The organism is Bradyrhizobium sp. USDA 10063, assembly GCF_054063735.1.
In genome coordinates this window covers 3,719,327-3,743,820 of record NZ_JBSSGP010000002.1, presented here as the reverse complement: position 1 = coordinate 3,743,820, position 24,494 = coordinate 3,719,327, and the positions used below count along the sequence as shown (strand labels likewise).

Here is a 24,494-nt window from a genome sequence, read left to right as displayed (position 1 = left end):
TCGTAGTCAGGTTTCGGAAGGGGCGATGAGGTGCCACTCTGCGACAGATCCAAGCGCAGGAGGTACCGAGAGGACCGTTGGGGTTGGTCCTGCATCGACAATGACTGCATTCGGCGAAACTGCGAAGCCTAGTCCGGCTGCTTTCAGCAATGCCTCTTTGAGGGTCCAATAACGGAGGAACATTCGCGACCGCGATGCCTTCGACGCCTTCCGCAAGACAGCTTGCTCCTCCGCAGCCAGGACCAACTCGATCATGGAATCCAGATGATTCACTTCACGCAGAGGTTCGACATCGACGCCGATGGGCATGCGTGCGGCTGCGACGGCAACAGCGCCTCTGGCATGACTGAGGCTGAAATCGATTTCCTGCGGATGGCCGAGAAGGAACGGCTTGCCATTCGGCGACGATCCAAACTGCAGGGCGTTCGGTGGCCGACCTACTGCATGTCCGAGAATCAGACGTGCTCCGGCATGCGCGGCCAGATAGCTGCGCCGATCCTCATGATGCCGAAGTCGTGCCAAGTGGTCCGTCTCCTGCACGTCAAGCAGCGCGGCACTGTGCTCAAGGACAAGCGCCAAGGGGACCGGTGTGGCGCCTTCTCCAGGCGGAGAGACTATGGCCAACCAGAATGCGATTTCTCCCGGCATCGGTCGTCCGGCCGCAATGGGGAGGTTGGGATGAGGCAACCATCGCAGGCGCAACTCGTCGTCATGCGGCGTGACACGCTTGACAGCGATTGCCCAGGCGACCGAGGCTGTTGCCTGCGACGCGGTAAGCGATGAGGCGAAACCTTCGCACCCGGTATAGCCCGCATTTCTCATGCGACATTGACCAATCAGAAAGTGGCGCCCGTTCGATGCTCTCCGCCAATTGGCTACGGCAGGCGCCGATTGGAAAGGAATACCAATTAGAATCTCTCTAACGATCTAGAATGGAGATCGAAGCTTCCGTGTGTTGTCGATAATATCAACCACCGGTTTTCTGAAGCGAGCATGATATCCAGCATTGGCACGCGAGTGACGCGCGCCCACACCACGATCTCATCCACCCCGAGAAAGCGTCTGCGATCACATGCCCATACACGCCAATGCGCCCGACCTTCAACCTTCCCAGGGAAGAAATAGCGCTATGGAACCCGACCTGCCCGAGCGGCTCATCGAAATGTTGGTCCGCAGCAGGTACGCTGCCCTCGTGGGTCGAACGATGTCGGCGCGGCTTGACTATGTTGCGGAGATTGCGTCGCTCCACACCAGGGACGAGCTGTTTCGGCAGCGTGGCTTGGGGCGATTGACCATCCGCCGAATTGAAAAGTGGCTGGCGTTTCACGGGCGACGTCTTCGTCACGCGGACGAGAGTCTGGATAGCGTGATCTGTCACTTCGAGTTTCGCAAGGGACGCGCCAAGCCCACGATTCGGCCGCCACGAGCCGGAGCAACTGGTTCCGGCGATGCTTCGAGCATCGTGGTTGGTGAGAATGCGCCTCAGCCGCAGCCGCGTAGAATGCGTGAGCTTGCATGATTGGTGCGATATCGACTCCATTGCATCGCTCCTTCGCTGCGGCGTGATCAGCGCCGAAGCCGAGGGAACGTCGCGCTCTGTCAAAGTCCTTCATGGCGATTTGATCCGACTGATCAGATGGCGAGGGTGGCCACCCTGGTGCCAATATTGAAGCGGGTAGCGAATGGCTCGGATAGGTCGGCGAACCGTCTCAGGATGCGCTCAGCCTCTTCTCCCGCCGCAAGCCGGGGACGACCTCGGAGATGTCTCTTGTCACCAAGACCGAACGTGACAGGATGGATATCGATGCGGGACAAGCGTCCGTCGCTGAAGCTGCAGATCGGCACGACCGTTTCCCAGAGGCGCCGGTCGACCGGAAAGCTCTTGCGATCGGAATCGGTGCGCTGCTTGAAGACCATGCCCGGCGTTAGCTGCGGATCGACGCGGAACCGCTCAAAGGCATCGGATGGCAAGCGCGACACCAGTTCATTCTGGCCCACGAAGTTGCCAAGGCTGTAGAAAATCGGAAGGCTGACGCGCAAACCCGTGAGCGCCGGCCAAGTAGGCCGCGTTCCGCCGAGACGCGATCTTCAGACCGGACCATCTTGTTCCGGCCCCGCACGCAGGGTCGTGGGGTCCCTACTGGCGCCAGCGACGCCTGTGCATTAAATACTTCCGACCATGCAAGACCACGCGCTCGAGGACTTCATCAACCGCCACTCTCGTCTGTTCGTTCTGACGGGGGCAGGCTGTAGCACAAATTCCGGTATCCCCGACTATCGCGATAGCGACGGCAAGTGGAAGCGGACACCGCCGGTAGCCTACCAAGCCTTCATTCGTGAACACGCGACCCAGCAGCGCTATTGGGCACGGAGTCTGATCGGGTGGCGGAGGTTTGGGCGTGCACTCCCTAACGATGCCCACCATGCGCTGGCCAGGCTGGAGGCGAAAGGTCGAAGCAAGATTCTCCTGACCCAGAATGTGGATGGGCTTCATCAGGCTGCCGGCAGCAAGCAGGTCATCGATCTGCATGGACGGCTCGACATGGTTCGGTGCCTGGGATGCGCGTCGACGACGCCGAGGTCGATCTTTCAGGACGAACTGTCTCGATTGAACGCCGCGTGGCTCGCTTTGGACGCTGCGGACGCTCCAGACGGGGACGCCGACGTCGAGAACGAGGATTTCTCAAGCTTTGTCGTACCGCCTTGCCAATCGTGCGGGGGCGTTCTCAAGCCGGATGTCGTCTTCTTCGGCGAAAATGTTTCGCGCGACATCGTCGCCGCCGCTAAGGGCCATCTGAACGAAGCGGACGGCATGTTGATCGTCGGTTCCTCGCTTATGGTCTATTCCGGCTTTCGGTTCGTACAGATGGCGGCGCAAAATGGCCTGCCGATCGCGGCCGTCAATCTCGGTCGGACCCGTGCCGATCATCTTCTCACGCTGAAGGTGGAGGATCGTTGCGAGGCCGCGCTTGCCTTTTTGCTGTAAGACATCCGGCGAGCGTCAGGAACGACAATGCTACGGTGAGCGTCCAATAGACCAAAGGATGGCGCTACTCGATTGCGGCCTTGATGAGATTCAGCAATTCCTGATACGGCTCTCGGCTTGGCGGATCCGACGGAGCTTGCCGCATCAGGTCGTAGATCTTCGGAACGAGTTGGACTGCCTGGTCGAGTTCGCCATCGCGGCCAGGCTGGTAGCCGCCCATCAAGCGAAGATCGCGTGTGTCCTCGAACCGCGCGATCATGGCGCGCAGCTTTCGCAGCAGGTTGCGTTCGTCCGCGGTCCAGACCTGTTGCGCCAGCCGCGACACCGATGAAAGGACATTGACGGCGGGATAGCGCCCCTGATCTGCGACCTCCCTGTCAAGCACGATGTGCCCATCGAGGGTGCCGCGCACCGTATCTGCCACCGGCTCGTTGTGGTCGTCGCCATCGACGAGCACGGAATAAATGCCGGTGATCGAGCCCTGTCCATCGCTTCCGGGGCCGGAGCGTTCGAGCAGGCGGGGCAGGTCGCTGAAGACGCTTGGAGCGTAGCCGCGCGCAACCGCGGGCTCGCCGGTGGCGAGTGCGATTTCGCGGGCCGCGTGAGCGAAGCGGGTGACCGAATCGACGATCAACAGCACCGATTCGCCGCGATCCCGAAAATATTCGGCGATCGTGGTGGCGGTCTTTGCTGCCAGCCGGCGCATCATCGGACTCTCGTCGCTCGTGGACACCACCGTGATCGCGCGCGACTTATGCTGAACGAGCGCCTCGTCGAGGAATTCGCGTACCTCGCGGCCGCGTTCACCGACCAAGGCGGTAACGACGGTGTCGAAGCCCTGGCTTTGCGCGAGCATGGTGAGCAACGTCGTCTTGCCGACGCCAGATCCTGCAAAAATGCCAATGCGCTGCCCGATGCAGAGCGGCGTAAACAGGTCGAGCACGCGCACACCCGTCCGTAGCGGCATGCGCACGCGGGCGCGGCTGATGGCGGGCGGTGGGCTCGCATCGGTCGACATGATCCGGTCTCCGACGTGCAACGCGCCAGCGTCGTCGAGCGGCTGAGCGAGCGCATTGAGCACCCGACCCTTCCAACTTGGATGCGGCGAGATCGTCTTCGGCGGAAGACGATAGGCAACGAGACCCAGGCCCGCCCCGATATGGGAATCGAACGGCTTGGCAGTAATGCCGTTACCGTCGATGCGAACGACCTCGCCGAGTTGTACCTGGTCATCGATCTCGAGCCCGACCAACTCGCCCAGTCTCACAAATCGCGACAGGCCCGATACGCGGTAGTGCGTCGGCGCGACCTCCGAAACAATGCCGCCAACCCGAACCGTCGGTACATCCTTGCGGAGCGACGCAAGCGTCGATTCCAGCCGCTCCAGCGCGTTCATCGCTCACCAGGCTCCACTGTTGCCGGCCGCTATGCCTTGGTCGGCTCGCCAAGCGAGCGAATGGCGTTCTGCATCGAGCCCTCGGAGCCCTCCACAAGGGAGGTGACGCTCTGGAACGCGCGCGACGCGGTGATCAACTGTGTCAGCTCCGATAGCGGGTCGACATTGGACTCCTCGACAAAGCCCTGCTGGAAGCCGGTGTTCAGGAAATCGATGACCGGCGTGGCAGCTTGGTCGGGAATGACGCCTGAATTGCCGAAACGCTCCAGCCTTGCGCCCGCAGGAATTTCGAACAGGCCCAGTACCCCGACCTGATTTGCGCCTTGAGTCATGGTCCCGTTACGTGCGATCGTCAGCGGTCCACCCTCGGGATCGACGATGATCGGCGTGCCGCCTGCATCGAGCACGGGGTACCCTGCAACGGTTTGCAATTCGCCATTGTTGCTGATCTGCATCCGGCCGTCCCGTGTATAGACCTTGCCGGTGGGCGCGGAAAACCCCATCCATGTGTTGCCGATGACGGCGACGTCCAGAGTGTTTTCGGTCCGCGTCACACTTCCGGGCTTTCGAGAGATGAAGTTCTCTCCGGGGGTCGAAAAGGCGACAGGCTGGGATGCCGCGCGCGACAGCGCCGTTTCGAACTTCACGGCATCGGCGCGGAAAGCGGCTGTCTTCATGTTCGCCAGATTGTTGGCGATGGTCTCAAGCCTCTTTTCGAGGGCGACCTGAGCAGAAAGGCTGACATAGAGCGCTGATTGCATACCGACTATCTTCCGATCTTCAGGTTTTATGCGCGTGGTATTGCGATGGTGGACACCATCGCGGGACACCATCGCGGAAATGACTCCTTCGCGCACTGAGGCTAGCGGCAAAATCGACTGGCAAGCTTGTGTGAGGCTGTTCGCGGTGGTCCAATGACAGCTTCGTGCAAGCATCGCTGCCTAAACGAATCGTAACCGAATTCGGAGCGGTGCGATTGAGCATTCTTTTTGGCGTCATCATCACGATCGCGAGCCTGCTGGGCGGTTTCGTGGCGCTGGGTGGGCATGTCAGCGTGATCTGGCAGCCGTGGGAGTTCGTCATCATCGCCGGGATGGCGATCGGAACCTATATCATCGCGAACCCCTGGAAGGTTGTCATCGATACGGGCGTCGCGACCGTGCAGGCGCTTACGGTGGCTGTGCCGAAGCAGCGCCACTATCTCGACCTGCTTGGACTTCTGCACGCTCTCATGCGCGAAGTGCGCAACAAGGGGCGCAATGAAGTCGAGGCACATATTGACGATCCGTCATCGTCGGAGATTTTCCAGAGTTTTCCGACCGTGCTCGCCAACGATTCTCTCGTCCATTTCATCTGTGACTATTTTCGCCTGATCGTCATGGGAAGTGCGCGACCGCATGAAATCGAGGCGCTGATGGACGAAGAGATCGAAACGATCGTTCGCAGCAAACTGAAGCCGTACCATTCTCTGATGATGGTTGCGGAAGGCCTGCCGGCGCTCGGGATCGTGGCTGCGGTCCTCGGCGTCATCAAGGCGATGGGGGCGCTCGATCAGTCGCCCAAGCTTCTCGGTGGCTTGATCGGTGCGGCGCTGGTTGGAACATTTGCTGGAATCTTTCTCTCGTACGGTCTCGTTGCGCCGTTGGCCCACAAGGTCAAAATGGTGCGTGAGCAACGATGCCGGCTGTACATCATCGTCAAGCAGACGCTGCTCGCCTTCATGAACGGCGCGCTGCCGCAAATCGCAATCGAGCATGGCCGCAAGATGATCGGGCCCGGCGATCGTCCCTCGATCGATGTGGTCGAGAACGAAACCATCGCCGGCGCGACAAAGGGCGGAGGTGGTGAACAGGTGGCGAAGGTGGCGGGAGCGAAGGCCTGATGTCGGAAAGCAAGCCGTTGCGGCACGAACAGGCGCCGGATCAGTTGCTCGGAGCTGCCGGAATCTCGGTCGATCGCATGCCGATGCTGCATGTGATCTTCGACCAGATGACCAACCTCTGCGCCGAGAGCCTCCGGTCGATGTCGCCATCGCAGTCGTATTTTTCGCTGACCGGCGTCGGCAGCGATCGTCTTTCCGAGATCCTCGACGGCTACGAATCGGAAGCGATCGTGGCGGTATTCCACGCTCAGGCGTGGGATGGCCGAATCCTCATCGGCTTCGATCGCGATTTCGTATACACGATGGTGGAGCTGTTGTTCGGCTCCGATGGGGCGGAGCCGCCGCTGGACATGCCGCGGGTATTCTCGAACGTGGAGCTGCATGTTGCAGAAGCGCTTTTCGAGCGCTTCGGCAAGGCATTGCAGTCATCGTTCTCGCGCGCTTCGGATGTCAAGTTCAATCTGGAACGCGTCGAGACGCGGATGGATTACCTGGCAATCGGCCGGCTCAACAACATGGCCGTATATGCCAAGATTCTGGTCCAGGGACTGGACCGGGGTGGCGAGATGTTCATCGTCATTCCACACTCGGTTCTCAATCCTCTCCGCCAGTCTCTCTCGCAGATCGTGTCCGGGGAGTCCGTATCCACGGATCCGAACTGGAGCAAGCAGCTGCACAATGAGATACAGCGCACCGAGGTGGTGCTGAAGGCGGTGCTCGAGGAGCGCTCGCTCAGTCTCGGCGAAGTCGCGGGATTCCACGTGGGTCAGGTGATCAAGCTGAATGCCACGCCGAGCACTCTCGTGAGGCTCGAGTGCAACAATCAGCGGCTGTTCTGGTGCCAAATGGGACAGCTGAACGGGGCCTATTCGCTGCAAGTCAAGGAATCTGCGGATCAAAAGCGGGAGTTCATCGATGGCATCCTATCTCGTTGACCTTATTCTCCTGGTGGCGCTGCTTGTCACCACCATCCGTGTGACAAGGATGCACCGCGAGCTCGTTCACCTGCGCGCCAGCCAGGGAGATTTCGCTTTCATCCTCGGTAAGACGACCGAAACCGTCGATGACATGGTGCTCATGGTGCGAGAGTTCAGCGCCGATGGGAAGCAGCTGGTCAATATCCTTGGGAGCAAGATCGAAGAGGCGCGCAAGGCAATCATTGATATCGAGACTCGCGCCGATGTGTCCCGAAGGTAGCCAAGATTGGCGTAGTCGCCAGAAAACAGAATTGCCGAGAAAGCACGTGAGATGAAGCAACCGTTCGAAGCCGAATCAGCCAGCCCCGCGACAGCAACTGCGTCGGAGACGACCAAGCTGGGAGGCGCCGCGTTCGGGAAACTGGCGGATCTCGCTGCGCGCGCGGCGGAGGAGACGAGCCGACTTACAAACCTCGAGCCGATCCTGCGCATTCCGGTCACTGTCCAGGTTCTTCTTGGTTCGGCGACGATGCCGGTCGCCGATCTGATGAAGCTGGGACGAGGCGCCGTTATTCCGCTTGATCATCGCGTTGGCGAACCCGTGGAGGTGGTTGTCAACGGCCGAATCGTGGCGCGCGGCGCGGTTGTCGTCGTCGAGGATGAGAACTCGCGGTTCGGCGTGTCGCTCACCGAAATCGTCGGAGGATCCGCAGGCGATGTAGAGGCTTGAGGGATCTCCGAATGGCGTTCAATGCACCTGCAAAGCGTGGCTCCGAAGCCAGGCCGCTGCGTGGCACCGAGAAGGTCGCCGCGCTTCTTCTGGCCATGGGCCGGGAGCTTTCCGGCGGCGTTCTGAAAGAATTCGATCCGGAAGAGATCAGGCTTGTCACGCGCGCAGCGGCGGAATTGAAACCTGTTTCGGGTCCCGAGCTGGAGGCGATCATCGAGGAGTTCGCCCAGCACTTCTCCACGGGGCCGAACATCTTTGGAACGGTTGGCGAGCTGGAAAAACTGCTGACCGGCGTTCTCCCTCCTGAACGAGGTCACGGACATCATATCGGAGGTGCTTGGCAACAAGACCAAGTCGGTGTGGGAACGGATCTCTTCCGTATCAGAAAGCCTGCTGGCCAATTATCTGCTCAAGGAGCATCCGCAAACGGCCGCCTTGATCCTTTCCAGGGTGAAGCCCGCGTGCGCCGCAAGGGTGATGAGCCTGCTGCCGGCGGACCTGCGGCATGATCTGATGCGTCGGATGCTTAGCCTGAAACCCGTTGTCGAGGAAGCAATGGGGATCATCGAAAAGACCATGCACGAAGACTTCATGATCAACTTCGCGCGCAACCTCGCATCCGATACCTATCCGCGCATGGCCGACATCATCAACAAGATGGAGCGGACGCAGATGGAGGAATCGCTGAAGAACCTTTCCGAATCGCGACCGAAGTCGGCGGAGATACTGAAGGGGATGCTGTTCACGTTTGACGATATCGTCAATCTCACCGCCAAGGCGCGCATGCTGATCTTCGATCAGGTTCCGACCGATCGCGTGGTGACGGCGCTGAAGGGAACGGATGCGAGCTTTCGCGAACTCATTCTATCATCGCTGGCGTCGCGGACGCGCCGGCTGGTCGAGCACGAGCTTGCGAACGGCATCCCTTCGAACCACCGCGAAATCCTGGAGGCGCGACGGGCGATCACGGACCTCGCGCTCGATATGGCCGGGCGAGGGGAGATCGAGCTCAACCCCGACCAGGAAGATCAGCCGGTATTCACGTAAAGACCAGCCGTTATGGCAGAGGGACCCGACAAGGAGAGCAAGACCGAAGAGCCGACGGAAAAGAAGATAAGGGACTCCGTCGAGAAGGGCAAAATTCCGGTCTCGCGTGAAGCGTCGGTCTTTTCGTCCATGATCGCACTCCTCATCATCCTGAGTTTCCTCACCGTCGACAGTGTCCGGAATCTGGCATCGACGCTGAGCCGGCTGATCGATGACCCTTCCGGAGTTCGCATCCGCAATGGTGCGGATGCCGTGGAATTCATGGTCGTCATCGGCGGCAGTTCGGCCATCCTGCTGCTTCCAATCGTGATCGTCTTGGCAATAGCCGGGTTGGCGGCCTCGTTTCTGCAGAATGCTCCGCGTATCGTGTTTGAGAGGATAAAGCCCGACGCCTCACGCATCTCGATCTCGCAGGGATGGGGAAGAATATTCGGCGGTCAGGGGCGCATCGAGTTCGCGAAGGCCGTTTTTAAGTTTTTTGCCGTAGGCATTGTGGTGACCATCGTATTGCGGGCCGAGGAGGCAGTGGCCGTGAATTCATTGTTCAGCGATCCGACCAGCGTTCCGGAACTCATCTTGACCACCGCGATGCGGCTCGTATCGGCAATCAGCATTGCCACCATCGTGCTGGTGGCACTCGATCTCGTCTGGGCCCGATTTCACTGGCGCCGCGACCTGCGCATGACACGGCAGGAACTCAAGGACGAATTCAAGCAGGCGGAGGGTGATCCTCTGGTCAAGTCGCGGTTGCGATCATTGGCCCGCGATCGGGCACGAAAGACGATGCTGGCGGCAGTCCCCCGCGCAACGTTGGTCGTGGCCAACCCCACTCATTATGCGATCGCCCTGAAGTATCGACATGGCGAAGATGCAGCTCCTACCGTGCTTGCAAAGGGGCAGGACCTCATCGCCCTCAAGATCAGAGAAGTTGCCGAGCAGAACAATGTACCGGTCGTGGAGGACAAGATGCTTGCGAGGTCGATGTACGGTGCGGCTCAGGTCGACCGGGTGATTCCGCAAGAGTTCTTTCGCCCGGTAGCCGAGATCATCTACTTCCTGCATTCGCGCAAGCAGAAAGCCGGTGCGTGAAAAACGCTCCGCATTGACGGTGAAGGTTCACCAGCCTCGGACAAGTTTGGGTTCGTATACGATCGTCATAGGTCGACTGTGACGAGGACGTTGTGGGACCCGTTTATCTCTTTGATCTTGCCTCATCTCACGCTCGCTGGCTGTCGCTCCGGCAGGCCACGATTTCGTCGAACGTAGCCAATGCAAATACGCCAGGCTACCGAGCGCAGGACATCGAGGCGTTCGACAAGATACTCGATACCAAAGTCGTGCCGCTCGCGGTCACATCTCCGAAACACATGACCACCGGCTCGCTCGTCCGTCCGCAGGGCACGCGCAAGGAGAATAGCTGGGAAGTCGTTCACTCCGGAAACTCGGTGAGCCTCGAGCAGGAGATGCTCAAGGCAGGCGATATCAACAAGGACTATTCGTTGAATGTCGCAATCGTCAAATCCTTCCACCGCATGTTCATGACCGGTGCAAAGAGCTAACGCGAGGCTTGATGATCGATCCGCTGCAGGCATCAGTTCAAATCGCCAGTTCAGGACTTGAGGCGCAGTCGACCAGGATGCGCGTCGTATCCGAAAATATGGCGAACGCAAACTCGACCGGGCGTACTCCCGGTGCGGAGCCCTACCGACGCAAGACCACGACGTTCTCAGCGGAGGTCGATCGCGCGGCGGGCGTTCGGGTCGTGAAGATCAAGGATATCGGCGTCGATCGTGCTCCGTTTCGGGTCGACTATGAGCCGACTCATCCGGCGGCTGGCCAGGACGGCTACGTCAAGCTGCCGAACGTGAACATGCTGATCGAAATGGCCGACATGCGGGAAACCAACCGGTCATATGAAGCCAATCTGCAGGTGATCAAGCAGGCGAGGTCGATGGTTGCCATGACGATCGATCTGTTGAAGGGGGCATAATCGATGATGATGGAAGCGGTTTCTTCGGTTCTGAAGGACGTCGGCGGCGTCGTTCGATCGAGCAGTGTTGCGACGTCCGTGCCGGCCGTAACGCAGACGGCTCAACCCGCGGTCGGCTTCGATGGAGTCCTGGAGCAGGTTGCGGCCGATGCCATCGGTAGCCTGAAGAACGGAGAGGCGGCGTCGGTCTCCTATATCAAGGGCAAGGTGTCGGCTCAGAGCGTGGTGGAAGCCGTGATGTCCGCCGAGCAAACGTTGCAGATGGCGGTCGCCGTGCGCGACAAGGTCGTGCAGGCGTACCAAGAAGTCAGCCGAATGGCGATCTGAGGGATAGCAATGAGAGCGCTTGCCATCGCGGCGACCGGAATGAGCGCGCAGCAGCTCAATGTCGAGGTCATCGCCAACAACATCGCCAACATCAACACGACATCCTACAAGCGTGCGCGAGCCGAGTTCACCGACCTGTTCTACCAGGTTGATCGCATGCAGGGCGTTCCGAACCGCGCCGGCGAAGCTGCGGTCCCCGAAGGGGCCAAGCTGGGGCTGGGCGTTCGGTCGGTAGCGGTGCGAAAGCTGCACCTGCAGGGTTCGCTGGCGCAAACCGGCAATACCTACGATCTCGCCATCAACGGCAGAGGATGGTTCCAGGTTGTGGGGCCGAACGGCGAAACGCTCTACACCCGCGCCGGGGCCTTCAATACCAACGCGGACAGGCAGTTGGTGACGGCGGATGGCTATACTGTCGATCCGGCGATTATCGTCCCGCAAGGAACGGTCGACGTCACGGTCAATGAATCAGGCGAAGTGTTCGCGAAGCTGGACAACGAGATCGCTCCGCGCCAGCTCGGCCAGCTAAATATCGCCAACTTCGCCAACGAGGCGGGCCTCGATCCGCTTGGCGGCAATCTCTACAAGGAGACGTTGGCGTCCGGTGTTCCGGTCGTGGGCGTTCCCGGCGATCCCGGCTTCGGCAAGATCCATCAGCACTATCTGGAGAGTTCGAACGTCGATCCCGTCAAGGAAATCACCGAATTGATCTCGGCGCAGCGGTCTTACGAAATGAACTCGAAGGTGATCCAGGCGGCGGACGAGATGGCGTCGACGGTCTCCAAAGGTCTTCGATAGGATTGCACGCGGAGAAGCGTCTTGAAGCTCGTTCAGTTCGCCGTGGTTCGCATGATCGCAACGCTCATGCTCGTTGCGAGCGGCGCGCATGGTGGTGCGGTCGCCGAGGAGTCCATGCACTTTCCCGTGCCGGCAACGGTGATCTATCCGGGCGATATGATCAAGGACGAGTTGATCATCGATCGTGCCTTCGCGCCAAACATGCCCGGTGCGGCGGCCTTTGTCGCCAACCGGGCATCGGCCGTCGGCCGTGTCGCGCGAAGGACGTTGGTGTCGGGCCAGCCGATCCCGATCAATGCGCTCGAAGAGCAGAAGCTCGTGACGCGAGGCAATGTCGTCAAGGTGATTGTCGAGGATGGATCGCTCTCCATCGTCACCTACGCCTCATCGCTGCAATCCGGAAGTCCAGGCACTCTGATCCAGCTTCGGAACCTTGATACCGGCGTGATCATCAGGGGCGTCGTTCAGCAGGACGGTTCGGTGCGGATTCAAAACGGATGACACTGCGACTTCTATCATTCATTGTCCTGCTCCTCTCCTCCACCGTCGCCGATGCGGCGGTGCGGATCAAGGATATCGCCAACCTCAAGGGTGTGCGAGAAAACCAGCTTATCGGCTACGGTCTGGTGATCGGTCTCAAGGGGACCGGTGATACGTTGCGCAACGCTCCCTTCACCGAGCAGTCGCTGCAATCGATGCTCGATAACATGGGGATCAATATTCGAGGCACGTTGCTCCGGACGCGGAACGTCGCCGCTGTGGTGGTGACGGCCGATCTGCCGCCATACGCTCCTGGTGGTTCGCGCATGGATATTGCGCTCTCCTCGCTCGGCGATGCCTCTTCGCTATTGGGCGGCACTCTCCTTATGACCCAGCTCCGCGGCGCCGACGGCGAGGTCTATGCCGTGGCCCAGGGCGCGGTTGCGGTTGGCGGATATTCGGTCGAAGGCGCGGCGCAGACCGTCAGCCAGGGCGTTCCAACCTCAGGCCGCATTCCAAACGGCGGGCTGATCGAGCGCGAGGTACAGGGCAAATTCTACGAGATGGAGTCGCTCATTCTCGAGCTGAAAAATCCGGATTTTGTCACCGCCACGCGAATCATCGACGCCATCAACCACTACGGTCAGGGGCGATATCGCGCCAGCATGGCCTTCGAGCGCGACTACCGGTCGATCATATTGTCTCGGCCACGCACGGTTGCCCCGGTTCGTTTCATCGCCGAGATTGGCGAACTGCTGGTCGAGCCTGACACGCCGGCGCGTGTCGTCATCGACGAACGGACCGGCACCGTCGTGATCGGCCGCAACGTCCAGGTTTCGACCGTTGCCGTCACCCACGGCAATCTCTCGGTCCGGATCACCGAGATGCCGGTCGTTTCCCAGCCTGCGCCATTCTCACGCGGCGAAACGGTCGTCACGCCGCAAACGTTCATCGAAGCGGGCGAGCCTGGTGCGCAAGTCGCGATCTTGCGCGGAACGGACTTGCAGCGTCTTGTGCGCGGCTTGAACCAGATCGGATTGAAGCCGCAGGGCATCATCGCGATCCTGCAAGCGATCAAGGCGGCGGGCGCGCTGCAGGCTGATCTTGTCATCCAGTAGAACGCCGCGTCAGCGTCGCACAAGCTTGAACGTGCAACGCTTCGGACAGGTGCTGTGCGGAGAGCGGACGGTGAAGCTCGCGACGTTGCTGGGAAAAAGCATTCTCCTTGCGGGGTGTCTTGCGCTCTACGCGCAGGCGGAGGCGTGGGCGCAGCCCGAGCAGAAATTGTCGAAGCCGCTGAACTTGGCCAACTTTGCCAAGACATCGCGCGCGCCGCCGTCCCGCCCCGTTGCCAAGCCGGAGGCCCCGTCCAGCACCTCGCAGCCCGAGCCGCCGCTGACGACTGCGACCGTTGCAAAGAATGCAGCGTCACCGTCGACACCTGGAGAGCCGGCGACAACCGATCCTCGTGGATCTGACGCCACCGAATTCTGCAAGAACATCACGGATGCGGCGCTGGACGCGCGCGTAGCGTGGCAGCAAAAGCAGCTCGAAGCGTCCGAAGCCAAGCTTCGGGAGCGGATCGCGGAGCTGGAGGCGAAGCGCGCCGAATACGAGAAATGGCTGAAGCTGCGCGAAGACTTCCTGAAGAAGGCGGAAGACAACGTCGTCGAGATCTACTCCGGCATGAACCCGGATGCCGCCGCCCAGCAGATCGCGAGCATGGCGGATGAAACCGCGGCCGCCGTGCTCGCCAAGCTTCGGGTGCGGACGGCAAGCGCGATCCTGAACGAGATGGAGCCCGGGCGCGCGGCCCATCTCGCCGATACCCTGGCGGGCATGCGGCGCCCCGACGACGGGAAGACGAACAAATGAAGGTTCTTCGCTTGCTTTCCCTGTTTCCGTTTCTTGCTCTGGGCGGATGCATGAACAGTCTCGCCGAGCTCAACCAGGCGCCTTATTTGTCGCCGATCGGCCAAGGCCTGCGTGCGGAAGCGCGAGCGGTTCCCGTCGAGCCGCGCGGCCGATACACCGCAGGTTATCATTCGCTGTACGACGAGCGGAAGGATCTTTACCGCGATCCGCGCGCGGCGCGTATCGGTGATCTCATCACCGTCACCATCCTGATGAACGATAAGGCGACGCTCGACAACAAGACCGACCGGTCACGGGATTCGCAGACGAAATTCAGCGCCGACTACCTCGTCGAGATGTTTGGCTGGTCGCCCAAGGGGCAGGCCAATGGCAACGTCAACTCGCAAACGTCGACCAAGGGAGAGGGAAAGATCGACCGGACCGAGGAGGTGAAATTCTCGGTTGGGGCAGTCGTGGTCGACGTGCTGCCGAACGGAAACCTGCTGATCAGCGGATCGCAGGAAGTGCGCGTCAATTACGAACTGCGCATTCTGAACGTTGCCGGCATCGTCCGGCCGCGGGACATCGGCCGCAACAACACTATTGCCTATGACAAAATCGGAGAGGCGCGGATCTCCTATGGTGGTCGCGGTCGACTCATGGAGGTGCAGCAGCCGGCGTGGGGGCACCAGATCTACGACCAGGTCGGGCCGTTCTAGCCGGTGCGGCGAGAAGCGGCGAGGCTCGTCAGGCAGCGGAGCGGGACATGGGGAACGTGATGCAATGGTTGGCCGCGTTGTTGCTGCTTACGGTGCTGTCGGCTGGGGCGGGCGGTCTTGCCAGCATGTATCTTTTGTCCGCCGGGCAGCGGATCGCCGATAGCCAGAAGGAGCCCGCGGAGCGGCCGGTCGCGACCGCATTCAGTCCGACGGCGCGCCTGCGGAAGATCTCGCCGGTCGTGACCAACCTGGCGGCGCCGGCCGGGACCTGGATCCGCATGGAAGGATCGGTTGTCACCGATCAGATGAACGAGGAGGAGGCGAGCGTTCTCGCTGCCCGGCTGGGCGAAGACATCGTGTCCTACCTGCGAACGGTTTCGGCGGCGCAGATCGAGGGCTCGCGCGGGCTGCAGTATCTTCGCGAGGATCTCAACGAGAGGGCGGCAATCCGTTCGGGTGGAAAAGTGCGCGAACTGATCATTGAAACACTGGTCATCCAATGAAGCGCTTCTGCCTCGTCCTGCTCCTGGCTCTTCTCCCCACCGCGGCGGCGGCCCAGATTCCGGATCTGTCCACGCTGATCCCGCAAGGCGGTGGAAGCGCCAGTGGGCGGATCATCCAGCTCGTGGCGCTGCTCACGGTCTTGTCACTGGCTCCCGGACTCCTGATCATGGTGACGAGCTTCACAAGGTTCGTCGTCGCGCTTTCGTTTCTGCGCGCGGGACTCGGGCTGCAGACGACGCCGGCAAATATCGTCATGATCAGCCTCGCGCTCTTCATGACCTTCTACGTCATGGCACCGACATTTGACCGCGCCTGGAAGGACGGCGTTCAGCCCTTGATGCAGAACGAAATTTCGGAGCAGGAAGCATATACGCGTGTGACAGATCCGTTTCGCGATTTCATGCTGGCGCATGTTCGCGAGAAGGATCTGCAAAGCTTTGAAAGCCTGGCGGCCGAAGGCTTCAAGACGCGGCCCGACGGCCAGCGGATCGATCTGCGCGTGATCATACCCGCCTTCATGATTTCCGAGCTGCGAAGGGCCTTCGAGATCGGCTTCCTGGTCATCATGCCATTTCTCGTGATCGACATGGTCGTCGCCACGCTGACGATGTCTATGGGCATGATGATGATGCCGCCGACCGTGTTCGCGCTTCCTTTCAAGGTGCTGTTCTTCGTGCTGATCGATGGCTGGAATCTTCTCGCCATCGGCCTGGTACGATCATTTCAGTAGACTAGCATCGGGTGCCCCGGACGGTATCCGGACTGCAAATGCCCGAGCTGCTGTTCAGCTTTAGGTAAGGTTCGGCTGCTAGGATGGATGAACGGCAGGTTGGGTGCTCCTTCAACCCCAAAGGCATGATGCCGCCCTGCCGTACCGGTGAAAGCCCGGTATGTCCCCAGATAAACACCTCACACTAAAGGGACATAAGCAATGTCTAGCTTGATGACTAACTCCTCCGCCATGACCGCTCTGCAGACCCTGCGGACAGTCAGCGCGGGTCTTGCGACCACCCAGAACCGCATCTCCACCGGCTATCGGGTGTCGACGGCGTCCGATAACGCCGCTTATTGGTCGATCGCCACCACCATGCGTTCGGACAACATGGCTCTGAGCGCCGTGCAGGACGCTCTCGGCCTCGGCGCCGCGACCATCGACACGATGTATACGGGCCTGAACGGCACCGTCAGCGTCGTCTCGCAGATCAACGCGAAGCTGGTTGCCGCCCGTACGCCCGGCGTCGATCGCGCCAAGATCCAGAGCGAAATCACCGAACTGCAGAAGCAGTTGAAGAACACCGCCGACAGCGCGGTTTTCAACGGTGAGAACTGGATCTCGGTCGACTCGACCTCGGCGAGCTACAACTCCTCGAAGACCGTCGTTTCGTCGTTCTCGCGTGCCGGCGGCACGGTCAAGATCGACACGCTTTCGATCAATCTGGACTCGATCAAGCTCTATGATGCGAATCTGGATACCACCTACGCGGCGCAGACCTTCCCGACGGCCGATACGGCTGCCTATGACAACACAACCGACGTCGGCGGCAACATCACGGTGACCGTCGGCGCCAATCCGGCGATCAACATCGCGGTGGCGAAGAACACCTCGCTCAAGGACATCGCGACGGCGATCAACAAGCTCGGCATCGATGGTCTGTCTGTTGGCGTCTCGGCGGCCGGCGACAAGCTGTCCTTCAAGAGCCGCAACGATGAAGACATCGCGATCGACGCCAGTGTTGCCGGTCTCGGTGCCGCGGTCACGCTGACCGCGCTCGCCACGCCCGTCGACACCAAGAAGGGTATTCTCGACGCCACCTACGATGCCTATAGCGGTACGGCCTGGGAGACCTTCAGCGTCGCGACGCTGGACATCTCGAAGCTCACCGACAGCGCTGCTGACCTGGCGAAGCTCGAGACCTACATCCAGGGCACCCAGGATGCCTTCGCCAAGATCACCGACTCGGCCACCAACCTTGGCGCGATCAAGAACCGCATCGGCCTGCAGCAGGACTTCGTGAAGACGCTGACTGACTCGCTCGATCGCGGTATCGGCCAGCTCGTCGACGCCGACATGAACGCTGAATCGACCCGCCTGCAGGCCCTCCAGGTCCAGCAGCAGCTCGGCATTCAGGCTCTGTCGATCGCGAACTCGGGCAGCCAGAGCATCCTGTCGCTGTTCCGCGGCTAGTAGACGTCACCTCGTGACTACGACGGCCGCGACCGACCTGGTCGCGGCCGTTTTGCAATGTTCGCGCCGCGCAACCCTCGGACAAGCTTCACGATCGAGTATCGATTCGGAAGTATCGCAGAGGGTTTGATGGTTAACCGCGAACATGCGCAAAGGCTCTGGAACAATCTGCTCGAGCTTGGCCCCAGGCGCCTCACCGTGCTCGCGCTTGTCGGCCTTGCCGTCTTCCTGGGTGTCGGCGGCGGCGCCTATTACCTGAGCCGGCCGGAATTCGATGTGCTCTACACTGGTCTTACCCGGGAAGACGTCTCTCGCGTCGGCGCGGTGTTGCGCGACGCGAACGTTGCCTTCGATGTGAACGCTTCGGGCGACACCATCTTCGTGCGACCGGGGCAGACCGCCCAGGCAAGAACATTGCTGGCCGAGAAAGGCTTGCCGAACAGCAGCAGCGGGGGATATGAGCTCTTCGACAAGATCGGCTCCCTCGGCCTGACGTCCTTCATGCAGGAAGTCACCCGCGTCCGCGCGCTCGAAGGTGAAATCGCCCGTACGATCCAGGTCCTCAAAGGCGTGAAGGCTGCGCGCGTCCACATTGTCATGCCGGCGCGTGGATCGTTCCGGCGTGAGCAGCAGCCGCCTTCGGCATCGGTTGTGATCCGCACCGACGGGGCTGCCGACGCCAAAACGGCTCGATCGGTTCGTCACCTCGTCGCGGCGGCAGTCCCGGGGATGGCGGCCGACAAGGTGACCGTCCTCGACAGTGATGGATCGTTGCTCGCGTCCGACGACGAGGCCGCGGCGCCGACGAGCATGGCGAACCTGCAACGCGTCGTCAGCCGGCTGATCCAGGAGAATGTCAGCAAGGCGCTCGCGCCCTATCTGGGGCTCGACAACTTTGAAGTCAGCGTCGCCACCCAGCTCAGTACGGACAAGCGGCAGACCAACGAGACCGTCTACGATCCGGAGTCCCGCGTCCAAAGATCGGTTCGCGCCGTTCGTGAGAAGGAATCGTCGCAAAGCCTGGATCGGCAGACGCCGACGACGGTGCAGCAGAACCTGCCGGATCAGCAGATCAATGCGACCGGGGCTAAGAATTCCAACGACGAGAAGCAGCGGCGGGAGGATGTCACCAATTTCGAAGTGTCGTCGAAAACGACGACGACCGTAAGCGACGGCTACGTCGTCAACAAGCTGTTCCTCGCGGTGCTGGTCAATCGTCCACGCCTCCTGGCCAGTCTTGGCGACAAGGCCAGCGAGGCGGCCGTGGAAGCAAAGGTCGCCGAGATCAGCCAGCTCGCCGCAACCGCGGCGGGGCTCGACCGCCAGCGCGGAGACCAGATCCAGGTATCGGCGGTCGAGTTCATGGAAGGCGCGCGCGACTTCCCGCCGGTCCCTGCCATCACCTTCACCGAAGTGCTGATGCGCCAGTCGGGCGCCTTCGTCAGCGCGGTCGCCATCGTCGCTGTCGCGGCCATGCTGATCTGGTTCGGCCTGCGGCCCGCGATCAACGCGATCCTCGACTCGCGGTCAAGCGAGACTGCCCAGCTCGAGACGGGAGAGGCGGCCGCGCTATTGAGCGGCGAGGGCGGCTCGATGGACCAGTTCGGGGAAGAAGCGCCGAATCTCGTCCAGGACATATCGAGAAGAGTTCAGCACGCTCCCCAGAGGCGGTTGGAACAGATCGTTCAGCTCGATGAGAAGCAGGCGGCTGCGATTCTCAAGCAGTGGATTCGGCAGGAGGAGTCGGCATGAGTTCGGAGAAGGTCGCGCGTTTGCTGGCAAGCTTCGATCAGCCTGAGCCGCAGAGGGCTCGCAGCCGCGTCGTCCCGTTTGATCACGCGCAGCACTCCAGTCCCAAGGTGCAGGCCAAGCCAGCGCCCCCGCCTCCGTCCAACGACGATGACGCGTATCAGCGTGGAAGATCCAACGGCTATGCGACGGCGTTGGCCGAGTTCGAGCAGAAGCTTGCCGACGAGAAACACGGTCTGAGCATGCAGCTCGTCGAGGAAAGGCACAATCTGCTGAATGAACTGGCTGCCAAGATCGCCAGCGACATCGCCGAAGCCGGCGCGCAGCTTGAAGCCAAGATCGCCGGGGTGACCGCGCGCATCCTCGAGCCGTTCATTTCGAACGCGGTTCAAAAGCAGGCGGTTGCCACCTTCGTCGAGCAGCTCGCGTCGGTCGCCTCGGATGTTCGCCGCCCGGCCTTGCGGGTTACATGTCCCGCCGAACTGGTGGAGGCGCTGCGCAGCAAGCTTGCGATACGCGCGATCGCGGTGGAGCTTCGGGCCGCTCCGGTGGCGGAGGTTTCCGTCACCGTCGATCAGGTCTTCCTTGAAACCCAGATTAAGCTCTGGGCGGAGCGATTGAAGTTTGCGGTCCTGAATTGATATGGCCGATCAAGACGGGTCAGAGCTGATCATCGTTCGACGCCGGAGCAGTCTCGACAGCGCCGAAGCAAAGAACAGCGTCTGGAAAATTGCCTATGCCGACTTCATGACGGCGATGATGGCGTTCTTTCTGGTGATGTGGCTCATCAGCGCCACCAACCAGGAAACGCGCGAAAGCGTCGCCAGCTACTTCAACCCGATCAAGCTGACCGACTCGACCCCTGATCGCAAGGGCATCAACGATGCCCGGCGCGTCGATCCCGGCAAGGCCGTGGAGGAAGACAGCCTGCGGCCGAAACCCGAACCGGGCAAATCCGCGCAGCAGATGCAGCGTCCGCAGGCGCCGCCGCCGCGTTTCGGTGAGGCGGCGCTGTTCCGCGATCCTTACGCAGTGCTGTCGGAAATCGCGGGCGCTCCTCCGCGGATCGCGGAAGTGGGCACCTCGCTGGATTCGACACGCAAAGAGGGATGGAAGGGCGGCGAGGCGTTCAAGGATCCGTTTGATCCCATCTACTGGCCCATGGCGTCGACAGCGCCGCTGGAAAAGAAGGCGTTGGGCAGCAAGGAACTTGGCAGTCTGCCGTTCGACGAAGACGCCGCTGTTCTCAGCGAGGGAAAGGGTCCACGCCCGTCGGAAGGCAAGCCGGACGCCACGGCGGGCCCCGTTCAGCGGTCGGATCCAGCTAAGGGATCTTCGGCGGCCAGCGAGAAGCAGGACACGGCAAAGGCGATTGGCTTGTTCGCCGATGATGACTCCAAGAACGATCCGGCCACCAATCGCGCATCATCGGCTCCAGGAGAGAAGGGCTCCAATCCACCCGCAGGCGACAAGGGCTCAACCGCTCCGCCAGGCGACAAAGGCTCATCCGCTCCGCAGGCTGAAAGGAAGCCTGTGCAGAGTGAGGCGAGCAAGCTGCAGGCCGCCATATCCGCCGTCCTTGCGCCGCTCGGATCGTCGCATCCCGTTGCCGAGGTCCGCGAGAGCAATGAGGGCCTTCTCATAAGCCTCACGGACGATGTGAACTACGGCATGTTCGCCACCGGGTCGGCCGAGCCCACCCCGGGCCTCGTCCGGGCGCTCGACAAGATCACGCCTTTGATATCGCAAAGTCCGGGACCGGTGATCGTACGCGGCCATACCGATAACCGCCCCTTTCGATCGTCGGAATACGACAATTGGAGATTGTCGACCGCGCGCGCCCACATGGCTTACTACATGCTGATCCGCGGCGGCCTCGATGCCCGGCGCATCGAGCACATCGAGGGGTTTGCCGATCGCCGGCCGAAAAATCCGAGCGATCCGTCTGCCGCCGAGAACCGGCGGATCGAACTGTTGATCCGCGCTCCTTTGCCATGAGCCGCGCGGGAACCATCGCTCTCGCGCTGTTCGTTCTGCTCGGCACAGCCCGAGCGGAAGAGGCTGAAGCGCCGTCGCGCGAACCCTATCAACTGGTCCGGACGCTCCACGCCTTGCAGGACCAGATCGCGCGCGGAAGCCTGCAGGCGCATAACGCGCAGCCAGCCTTGCTCAAGCGATTGGGCGAGGAGTTTCAGAAAGCCGATCTGGCGGTCTGGAAGGACCCGAGGAACTCGCGCGCCGTGGTGACCTTCCTGCTGAGCGGAGGATCGCCCCAGGTGGTCGACGCGCTGCGCTCCCGAGACCTGCTCAATATCGATGGGGCGATCCTGGATGGCGCGATTGCTTACGTGGAAGGCAGGGCGGACGATGCCAAGGCACGGCTTGGCAGTATACCTGCGCGCGACTTGCCGCCGACCATCGCGGCCGAAATTGCGCTGGTACAGTCCGCGCTCGTTGCCCAGGCCGACCCGAAAGCCGCGATCGAACGGCTCGATGAGGCGAGACTGCTGATGCCCGGAACGCTGGTCGAGGAGGCAGCACTGCGCCGGGAGATCTTCGTGGCTGGCCAGGTTGATGATTTCGACAAGTTTGAAGCGCTGGCTCAAAAGTATTTCCGACGCTTCAGGCATTCGATCTACGCGGGGAATTTTCGCCAACGCCTTGCCGTGGCCGTCGCGCGCTTCAGCTTCGCGCAGCAATCGGATCGGTTTCCTCGCCTCGTCGCCTTGCTCGATCAGCTCGACCACGCCGGCCAGCGCGCCCTTTATCTGCTGATCGCGCGCACTGCGCTGGTGCGCGGCAAGGTCGAAATGGCGGATCTGGCGGCAGAGCGCGTGCTGGGACTTACTGAAGAGGGGAGTTCCGAGCGGGAGCGCGCGCGCTTCTATCGCGCGGCCGCGCGTGTGGTGACAAACGCCCATGAAGAAGCGCTCCTGGACCTGCAGAAGATCGAGGTTGGCCGGCTTCCCGAGCGAGATGCGGAGTTGCTGAGGGCAGCGCTCGCGGTCGGGCGCAACGTCAGAAAAGCGCTTCCCGCAGCCCCGGCACAGCAGGACCACTCAAGCGAGGGGCAGACGTCGATGCGTCCGCGGATCGACTTCGGCCGCTCGCTTGCGGCCGTCAATCGGGCGCAAGTCCTTCTCGACGAATCGAAACAGCAATTGAAGGAGCGAGCTCGATGACCAAGACCGACCCTTTGATGGCAATGATCCGCCAGCTCACGGGTGGCAAGGCGGCTTCGCGCCTCGCTTCCCAGAACGCGATGGTCACCAAGGATCACAAGGGCAAGGTCGAGGACAGCAAGGGTGATGCCCGGCATTTTCGTGAGCAGCTTCGGACGATTGCAGAGGGAGCGAAGCAAAAGCCTCAGCTCGATATCAAGAGTGTCGATATGGAGCCGGCGCAGGACCCCGAGCCGTCCAATCCCCTCGCGGAAGTGCTGGATCACGTAGCCGGTCGGCCCCGAGGTCGGACTCGCCAGCAGGCGAACGAGACTTCTCCCCACCGACCGGACGGAGACATCACTTCGCCTGCGCCGGAATGGCGTGCGCCCGAGGCTGCGCTCAGTTCCGTGATCTCCAGGCTCGATCAGCAGCCGCTCTCTTCACGGGATGATGGCGATGCCCCGCGCCCAGCCCGCTCCCAAGCCCGGGTCGAGCATCGAGCGGACGCGCTCACACTGGGCGAGCCGGCAAAATCTCCAAAGGCGGACGTCGTCTCCGAACAGCGTTTTGCATCCTCACTCGGTGCGGTCGAGACGCGGTCCATGCCGACGGTAAAGGTCGCGGTACGTGAACAGGAGACACATTTCCAACCTGTCGACCAACCGACGCTACTGCAGAAGATCGTCGATCGCATCGCTCCTGATCTGGCGCCGGCGCCGACCGCAGCCCCTGCGACTGCGGCCGATCTCACTCCGCCGGACATGCGTCGGGGGCCGGATGCGCCGATCAGGATGCTGACCCTGCAACTGGATCCGCCCAGCTTGGGAACGGTGACCGTGAGGATGCGCCTGGCTGGCGATGCCGTCGAGGTGAGGCTTTTGGCGGACCGACATGAGACAACGCAGCTCCTGCGCGAGGAGCGCGGCGCCCTGATGGATGCGATGCAGTCCGCCGGCTACACGTTCGACATTGCGTCGATTGACCACGGCAGTGCACGCCATCCGACGTCGGGTGGCGGCCAATCGCACGCGCAATCGGACCAGCAACAGTCGCAGCAGCCCCAGGGTGGATCACAGCTCAATAATGGCGCCTCGGAGCGTCAATCCAGCGATGCGCAAGCCGGGACGCGTCACAATAGGCAGGGTCATGACCAGTTCATCAAGCCAACCGAGCGCCGTCAGGATGAAGAGGTTGCGCCCGATCGCAATGGTGGTGCTGTCTATCTGTAGCTTCGCCACCGTCGCACGTGCCGATGGGCCCTGCGAGCGTGAGATGGCGCGCGCGGCACGTGCTCATGCCGTGCCGCTTGGGGTATTGTATGCGGTGGGCCTGAGCGAGACCGGACGCAAGGGCGTGCTGCACCCCTACGCGCTTAATATCGACGGCAGGACAGCCATGGCTCGCGACCTTCGAGATGCCGTTGCCCAGTTCCGCGAGGCCAAGAACAAGGGCGCCAAGCTGGTCGATCTCGGCTGCATGCAGATCAACCATCACTATCACGGGCGCGAATTCGCCAGCGTCGAGGCGATGTTCGATCCGGCGAAAAACGTCGACTATGCGGCGCGCTTCCTGAAGGAATTGCGCGCGCGGGAGGGTAGCTGGACCATGGCGGTCGCCCGCTACAACGCCGGTCCAAACAATACCGTCGCGCAACGGCGCTACATTTGCAGTGTGATCGGAAGTCTGGTGGCGAGCGGCTTTGGTGCGTGGACGACCGGCGCGCGCGCATACTGCGGCGAGCGCACGACCTGAGCTAGAGGAATGCG

At 61.5% G+C, this 24,494-nt stretch carries 27 protein-coding genes and 1 pseudogene; 24 read left to right on the top strand and 4 right to left on the bottom strand.

Going from position 1 to position 24,494, the window contains the following annotated elements; genetic code table 11:
* Positions 1 to 6: 6 nt before the first annotated feature.
* Together ACVJGD_RS19920 and ACVJGD_RS19915 are read right to left on the bottom strand one after the other, a co-directional pair.
* Entirely contained in the window at positions 7 to 822 is an 816-nt protein-coding gene (locus ACVJGD_RS19920) for a 4'-phosphopantetheinyl transferase family protein (protein ID WP_456635940.1), read from the bottom strand.
* An 810-nt stretch (positions 823 to 1,632) separates the two neighbouring features.
* Entirely contained in the window at positions 1,633 to 2,040 is a 408-nt protein-coding gene (locus tag ACVJGD_RS19915; RefSeq protein WP_456635939.1) for a hypothetical protein, read from the bottom strand.
* A gap of 139 nt (positions 2,041 to 2,179) precedes the next feature.
* On the opposite strand from ACVJGD_RS19915, the gene ACVJGD_RS19910 reads away from it, so the two are divergent.
* The gene (locus tag ACVJGD_RS19910; protein WP_456635938.1) at positions 2,180 to 2,986 is read left to right on the top strand and encodes an NAD-dependent protein deacetylase; all 807 of its coding nucleotides are present in this window, start codon (positions 2,180 to 2,182) and stop codon (positions 2,984 to 2,986) included.
* 64 nt (positions 2,987 to 3,050) lie between these two features.
* Here ACVJGD_RS19910 and fliI read toward each other — a convergent pair whose 3' ends face one another.
* Together fliI and flgF are read right to left on the bottom strand one after the other, a co-directional pair.
* Complete coding sequence (gene fliI / locus ACVJGD_RS19905; protein ID WP_456635937.1) at positions 3,051 to 4,382, bottom strand: flagellar protein export ATPase FliI; 1,332 nt, start codon at positions 4,380 to 4,382, stop codon at positions 3,051 to 3,053.
* A 29-nt stretch (positions 4,383 to 4,411) separates the two neighbouring features.
* A complete protein-coding gene (gene flgF / locus ACVJGD_RS19900; protein WP_456640307.1) occupies positions 4,412 to 5,143 on the bottom strand; it encodes a flagellar basal-body rod protein FlgF in 732 nt (243 codons plus the stop codon).
* 215 nt (positions 5,144 to 5,358) lie between these two features.
* Between flgF and motA the strand changes: the two genes are divergently transcribed.
* The 23 genes and pseudogenes from motA to ACVJGD_RS19785 all read left to right on the top strand — a co-directional run bounded on the left by motA (position 5,359) and on the right by ACVJGD_RS19785 (position 24,480).
* On the top strand, positions 5,359 to 6,264 hold the full coding sequence (gene motA, locus ACVJGD_RS19895) for a flagellar motor stator protein MotA (protein ID WP_456635936.1): 906 nt from the start codon (positions 5,359 to 5,361) through the stop codon (positions 6,262 to 6,264).
* On the top strand, positions 6,264 to 7,199 hold the full coding sequence (locus ACVJGD_RS19890; RefSeq protein WP_456635935.1) for a flagellar motor switch protein FliM: 936 nt from the start codon (positions 6,264 to 6,266) through the stop codon (positions 7,197 to 7,199). The genes motA and ACVJGD_RS19890 overlap by 1 nt, the downstream gene beginning before the upstream one ends.
* Positions 7,180 to 7,461: a hypothetical protein gene (locus ACVJGD_RS19885; protein WP_456635934.1), complete on the top strand. Its 282-nt coding sequence runs from the start codon at positions 7,180 to 7,182 to the stop codon at positions 7,459 to 7,461. Before ACVJGD_RS19890 ends, ACVJGD_RS19885 begins: the two co-directional genes overlap by 20 nt.
* A gap of 51 nt (positions 7,462 to 7,512) precedes the next feature.
* A complete protein-coding gene (fliN, locus tag ACVJGD_RS19880) occupies positions 7,513 to 7,911 on the top strand; it encodes a flagellar motor switch protein FliN (RefSeq protein WP_456635933.1) in 399 nt (132 codons plus the stop codon).
* An 11-nt stretch (positions 7,912 to 7,922) separates the two neighbouring features.
* Positions 7,923 to 8,958 (top strand): annotated as a pseudogene (locus ACVJGD_RS19875) (flagellar motor switch protein FliG).
* A gap of 12 nt (positions 8,959 to 8,970) precedes the next feature.
* Entirely contained in the window at positions 8,971 to 10,047 is a 1,077-nt protein-coding gene (flhB, locus tag ACVJGD_RS19870; RefSeq protein ID WP_456635932.1) for a flagellar biosynthesis protein FlhB, read from the top strand.
* 92 nt (positions 10,048 to 10,139) lie between these two features.
* Positions 10,140 to 10,517 carry a flagellar basal body rod protein FlgB gene (gene flgB / locus ACVJGD_RS19865; protein WP_456635931.1) on the top strand — a complete coding sequence of 126 codons (378 nt, stop codon included), beginning with the start codon at positions 10,140 to 10,142 and terminating at the stop codon, positions 10,515 to 10,517.
* Positions 10,518 to 10,528: 11 nt separating this feature from the next.
* On the top strand, positions 10,529 to 10,948 hold the full coding sequence (gene flgC, locus ACVJGD_RS19860) for a flagellar basal body rod protein FlgC (protein WP_028161567.1): 420 nt from the start codon (positions 10,529 to 10,531) through the stop codon (positions 10,946 to 10,948).
* A 6-nt stretch (positions 10,949 to 10,954) separates the two neighbouring features.
* Complete coding sequence (locus ACVJGD_RS19855) at positions 10,955 to 11,275, top strand: flagellar hook-basal body complex protein FliE (protein WP_456640306.1); 321 nt, start codon at positions 10,955 to 10,957, stop codon at positions 11,273 to 11,275.
* Positions 11,276 to 11,284: 9 nt separating this feature from the next.
* Entirely contained in the window at positions 11,285 to 12,073 is a 789-nt protein-coding gene (gene flgG / locus ACVJGD_RS19850) for a flagellar basal-body rod protein FlgG (RefSeq protein WP_456635930.1), read from the top strand.
* Between the two features lie 21 nt (positions 12,074 to 12,094).
* On the top strand, positions 12,095 to 12,574 hold the full coding sequence (gene flgA / locus ACVJGD_RS19845) for a flagellar basal body P-ring formation chaperone FlgA (RefSeq protein ID WP_456635929.1): 480 nt from the start codon (positions 12,095 to 12,097) through the stop codon (positions 12,572 to 12,574).
* Positions 12,571 to 13,671, top strand: a complete 1,101-nt coding sequence (gene flgI / locus ACVJGD_RS19840) for a flagellar basal body P-ring protein FlgI (RefSeq protein WP_456635928.1) — start codon at positions 12,571 to 12,573, stop codon at positions 13,669 to 13,671. The genes flgA and flgI overlap by 4 nt, the downstream gene beginning before the upstream one ends.
* A 70-nt stretch (positions 13,672 to 13,741) precedes the next feature.
* Complete coding sequence (locus ACVJGD_RS19835) at positions 13,742 to 14,428, top strand: MotE family protein (protein ID WP_456635927.1); 687 nt, start codon at positions 13,742 to 13,744, stop codon at positions 14,426 to 14,428.
* Positions 14,425 to 15,126: a flagellar basal body L-ring protein FlgH gene (gene flgH, locus ACVJGD_RS19830; RefSeq protein WP_456635926.1), complete on the top strand. Its 702-nt coding sequence runs from the start codon at positions 14,425 to 14,427 to the stop codon at positions 15,124 to 15,126. The genes ACVJGD_RS19835 and flgH overlap by 4 nt, the downstream gene beginning before the upstream one ends.
* Before the next feature lie 47 nt (positions 15,127 to 15,173).
* Positions 15,174 to 15,629 (top strand): flagellar basal body-associated FliL family protein, encoded by a 456-nt coding sequence (locus ACVJGD_RS19825; RefSeq protein ID WP_456635925.1) that lies wholly within the window; start codon positions 15,174 to 15,176, stop codon positions 15,627 to 15,629.
* The gene (fliP, locus tag ACVJGD_RS19820; protein WP_456635924.1) at positions 15,626 to 16,360 is read left to right on the top strand and encodes a flagellar type III secretion system pore protein FliP; all 735 of its coding nucleotides are present in this window, start codon (positions 15,626 to 15,628) and stop codon (positions 16,358 to 16,360) included. Before ACVJGD_RS19825 ends, fliP begins: the two co-directional genes overlap by 4 nt.
* Before the next feature lie 201 nt (positions 16,361 to 16,561).
* Positions 16,562 to 17,815: a flagellin N-terminal helical domain-containing protein gene (locus ACVJGD_RS19815; protein WP_456635923.1), complete on the top strand. Its 1,254-nt coding sequence runs from the start codon at positions 16,562 to 16,564 to the stop codon at positions 17,813 to 17,815.
* Positions 17,816 to 17,944: 129 nt separating this feature from the next.
* Positions 17,945 to 19,567: a flagellar basal-body MS-ring/collar protein FliF gene (gene fliF, locus ACVJGD_RS19810; RefSeq protein ID WP_456635922.1), complete on the top strand. Its 1,623-nt coding sequence runs from the start codon at positions 17,945 to 17,947 to the stop codon at positions 19,565 to 19,567.
* Positions 19,568 to 19,758: 191 nt separating this feature from the next.
* Positions 19,759 to 20,205: a hypothetical protein gene (locus ACVJGD_RS19805; RefSeq protein ID WP_456635921.1), complete on the top strand. Its 447-nt coding sequence runs from the start codon at positions 19,759 to 19,761 to the stop codon at positions 20,203 to 20,205.
* A gap of 1 nt (position 20,206) precedes the next feature.
* A complete protein-coding gene (locus ACVJGD_RS19800; protein WP_456635920.1) occupies positions 20,207 to 21,562 on the top strand; it encodes a MotB family protein in 1,356 nt (451 codons plus the stop codon).
* Complete coding sequence (locus ACVJGD_RS19795; protein WP_456635919.1) at positions 21,559 to 22,746, top strand: chemotaxis protein; 1,188 nt, start codon at positions 21,559 to 21,561, stop codon at positions 22,744 to 22,746. Before ACVJGD_RS19800 ends, ACVJGD_RS19795 begins: the two co-directional genes overlap by 4 nt.
* Positions 22,743 to 23,957 (top strand): flagellar hook-length control protein FliK, encoded by a 1,215-nt coding sequence (fliK, locus tag ACVJGD_RS19790; protein ID WP_456635918.1) that lies wholly within the window; start codon positions 22,743 to 22,745, stop codon positions 23,955 to 23,957. The genes ACVJGD_RS19795 and fliK overlap by 4 nt, the downstream gene beginning before the upstream one ends.
* Positions 23,935 to 24,480, top strand: a complete 546-nt coding sequence (locus ACVJGD_RS19785; protein ID WP_456640305.1) for a transglycosylase SLT domain-containing protein — start codon at positions 23,935 to 23,937, stop codon at positions 24,478 to 24,480. The genes fliK and ACVJGD_RS19785 overlap by 23 nt, the downstream gene beginning before the upstream one ends.
* The last annotated feature ends 14 nt before the right edge of the window (positions 24,481 to 24,494 follow it).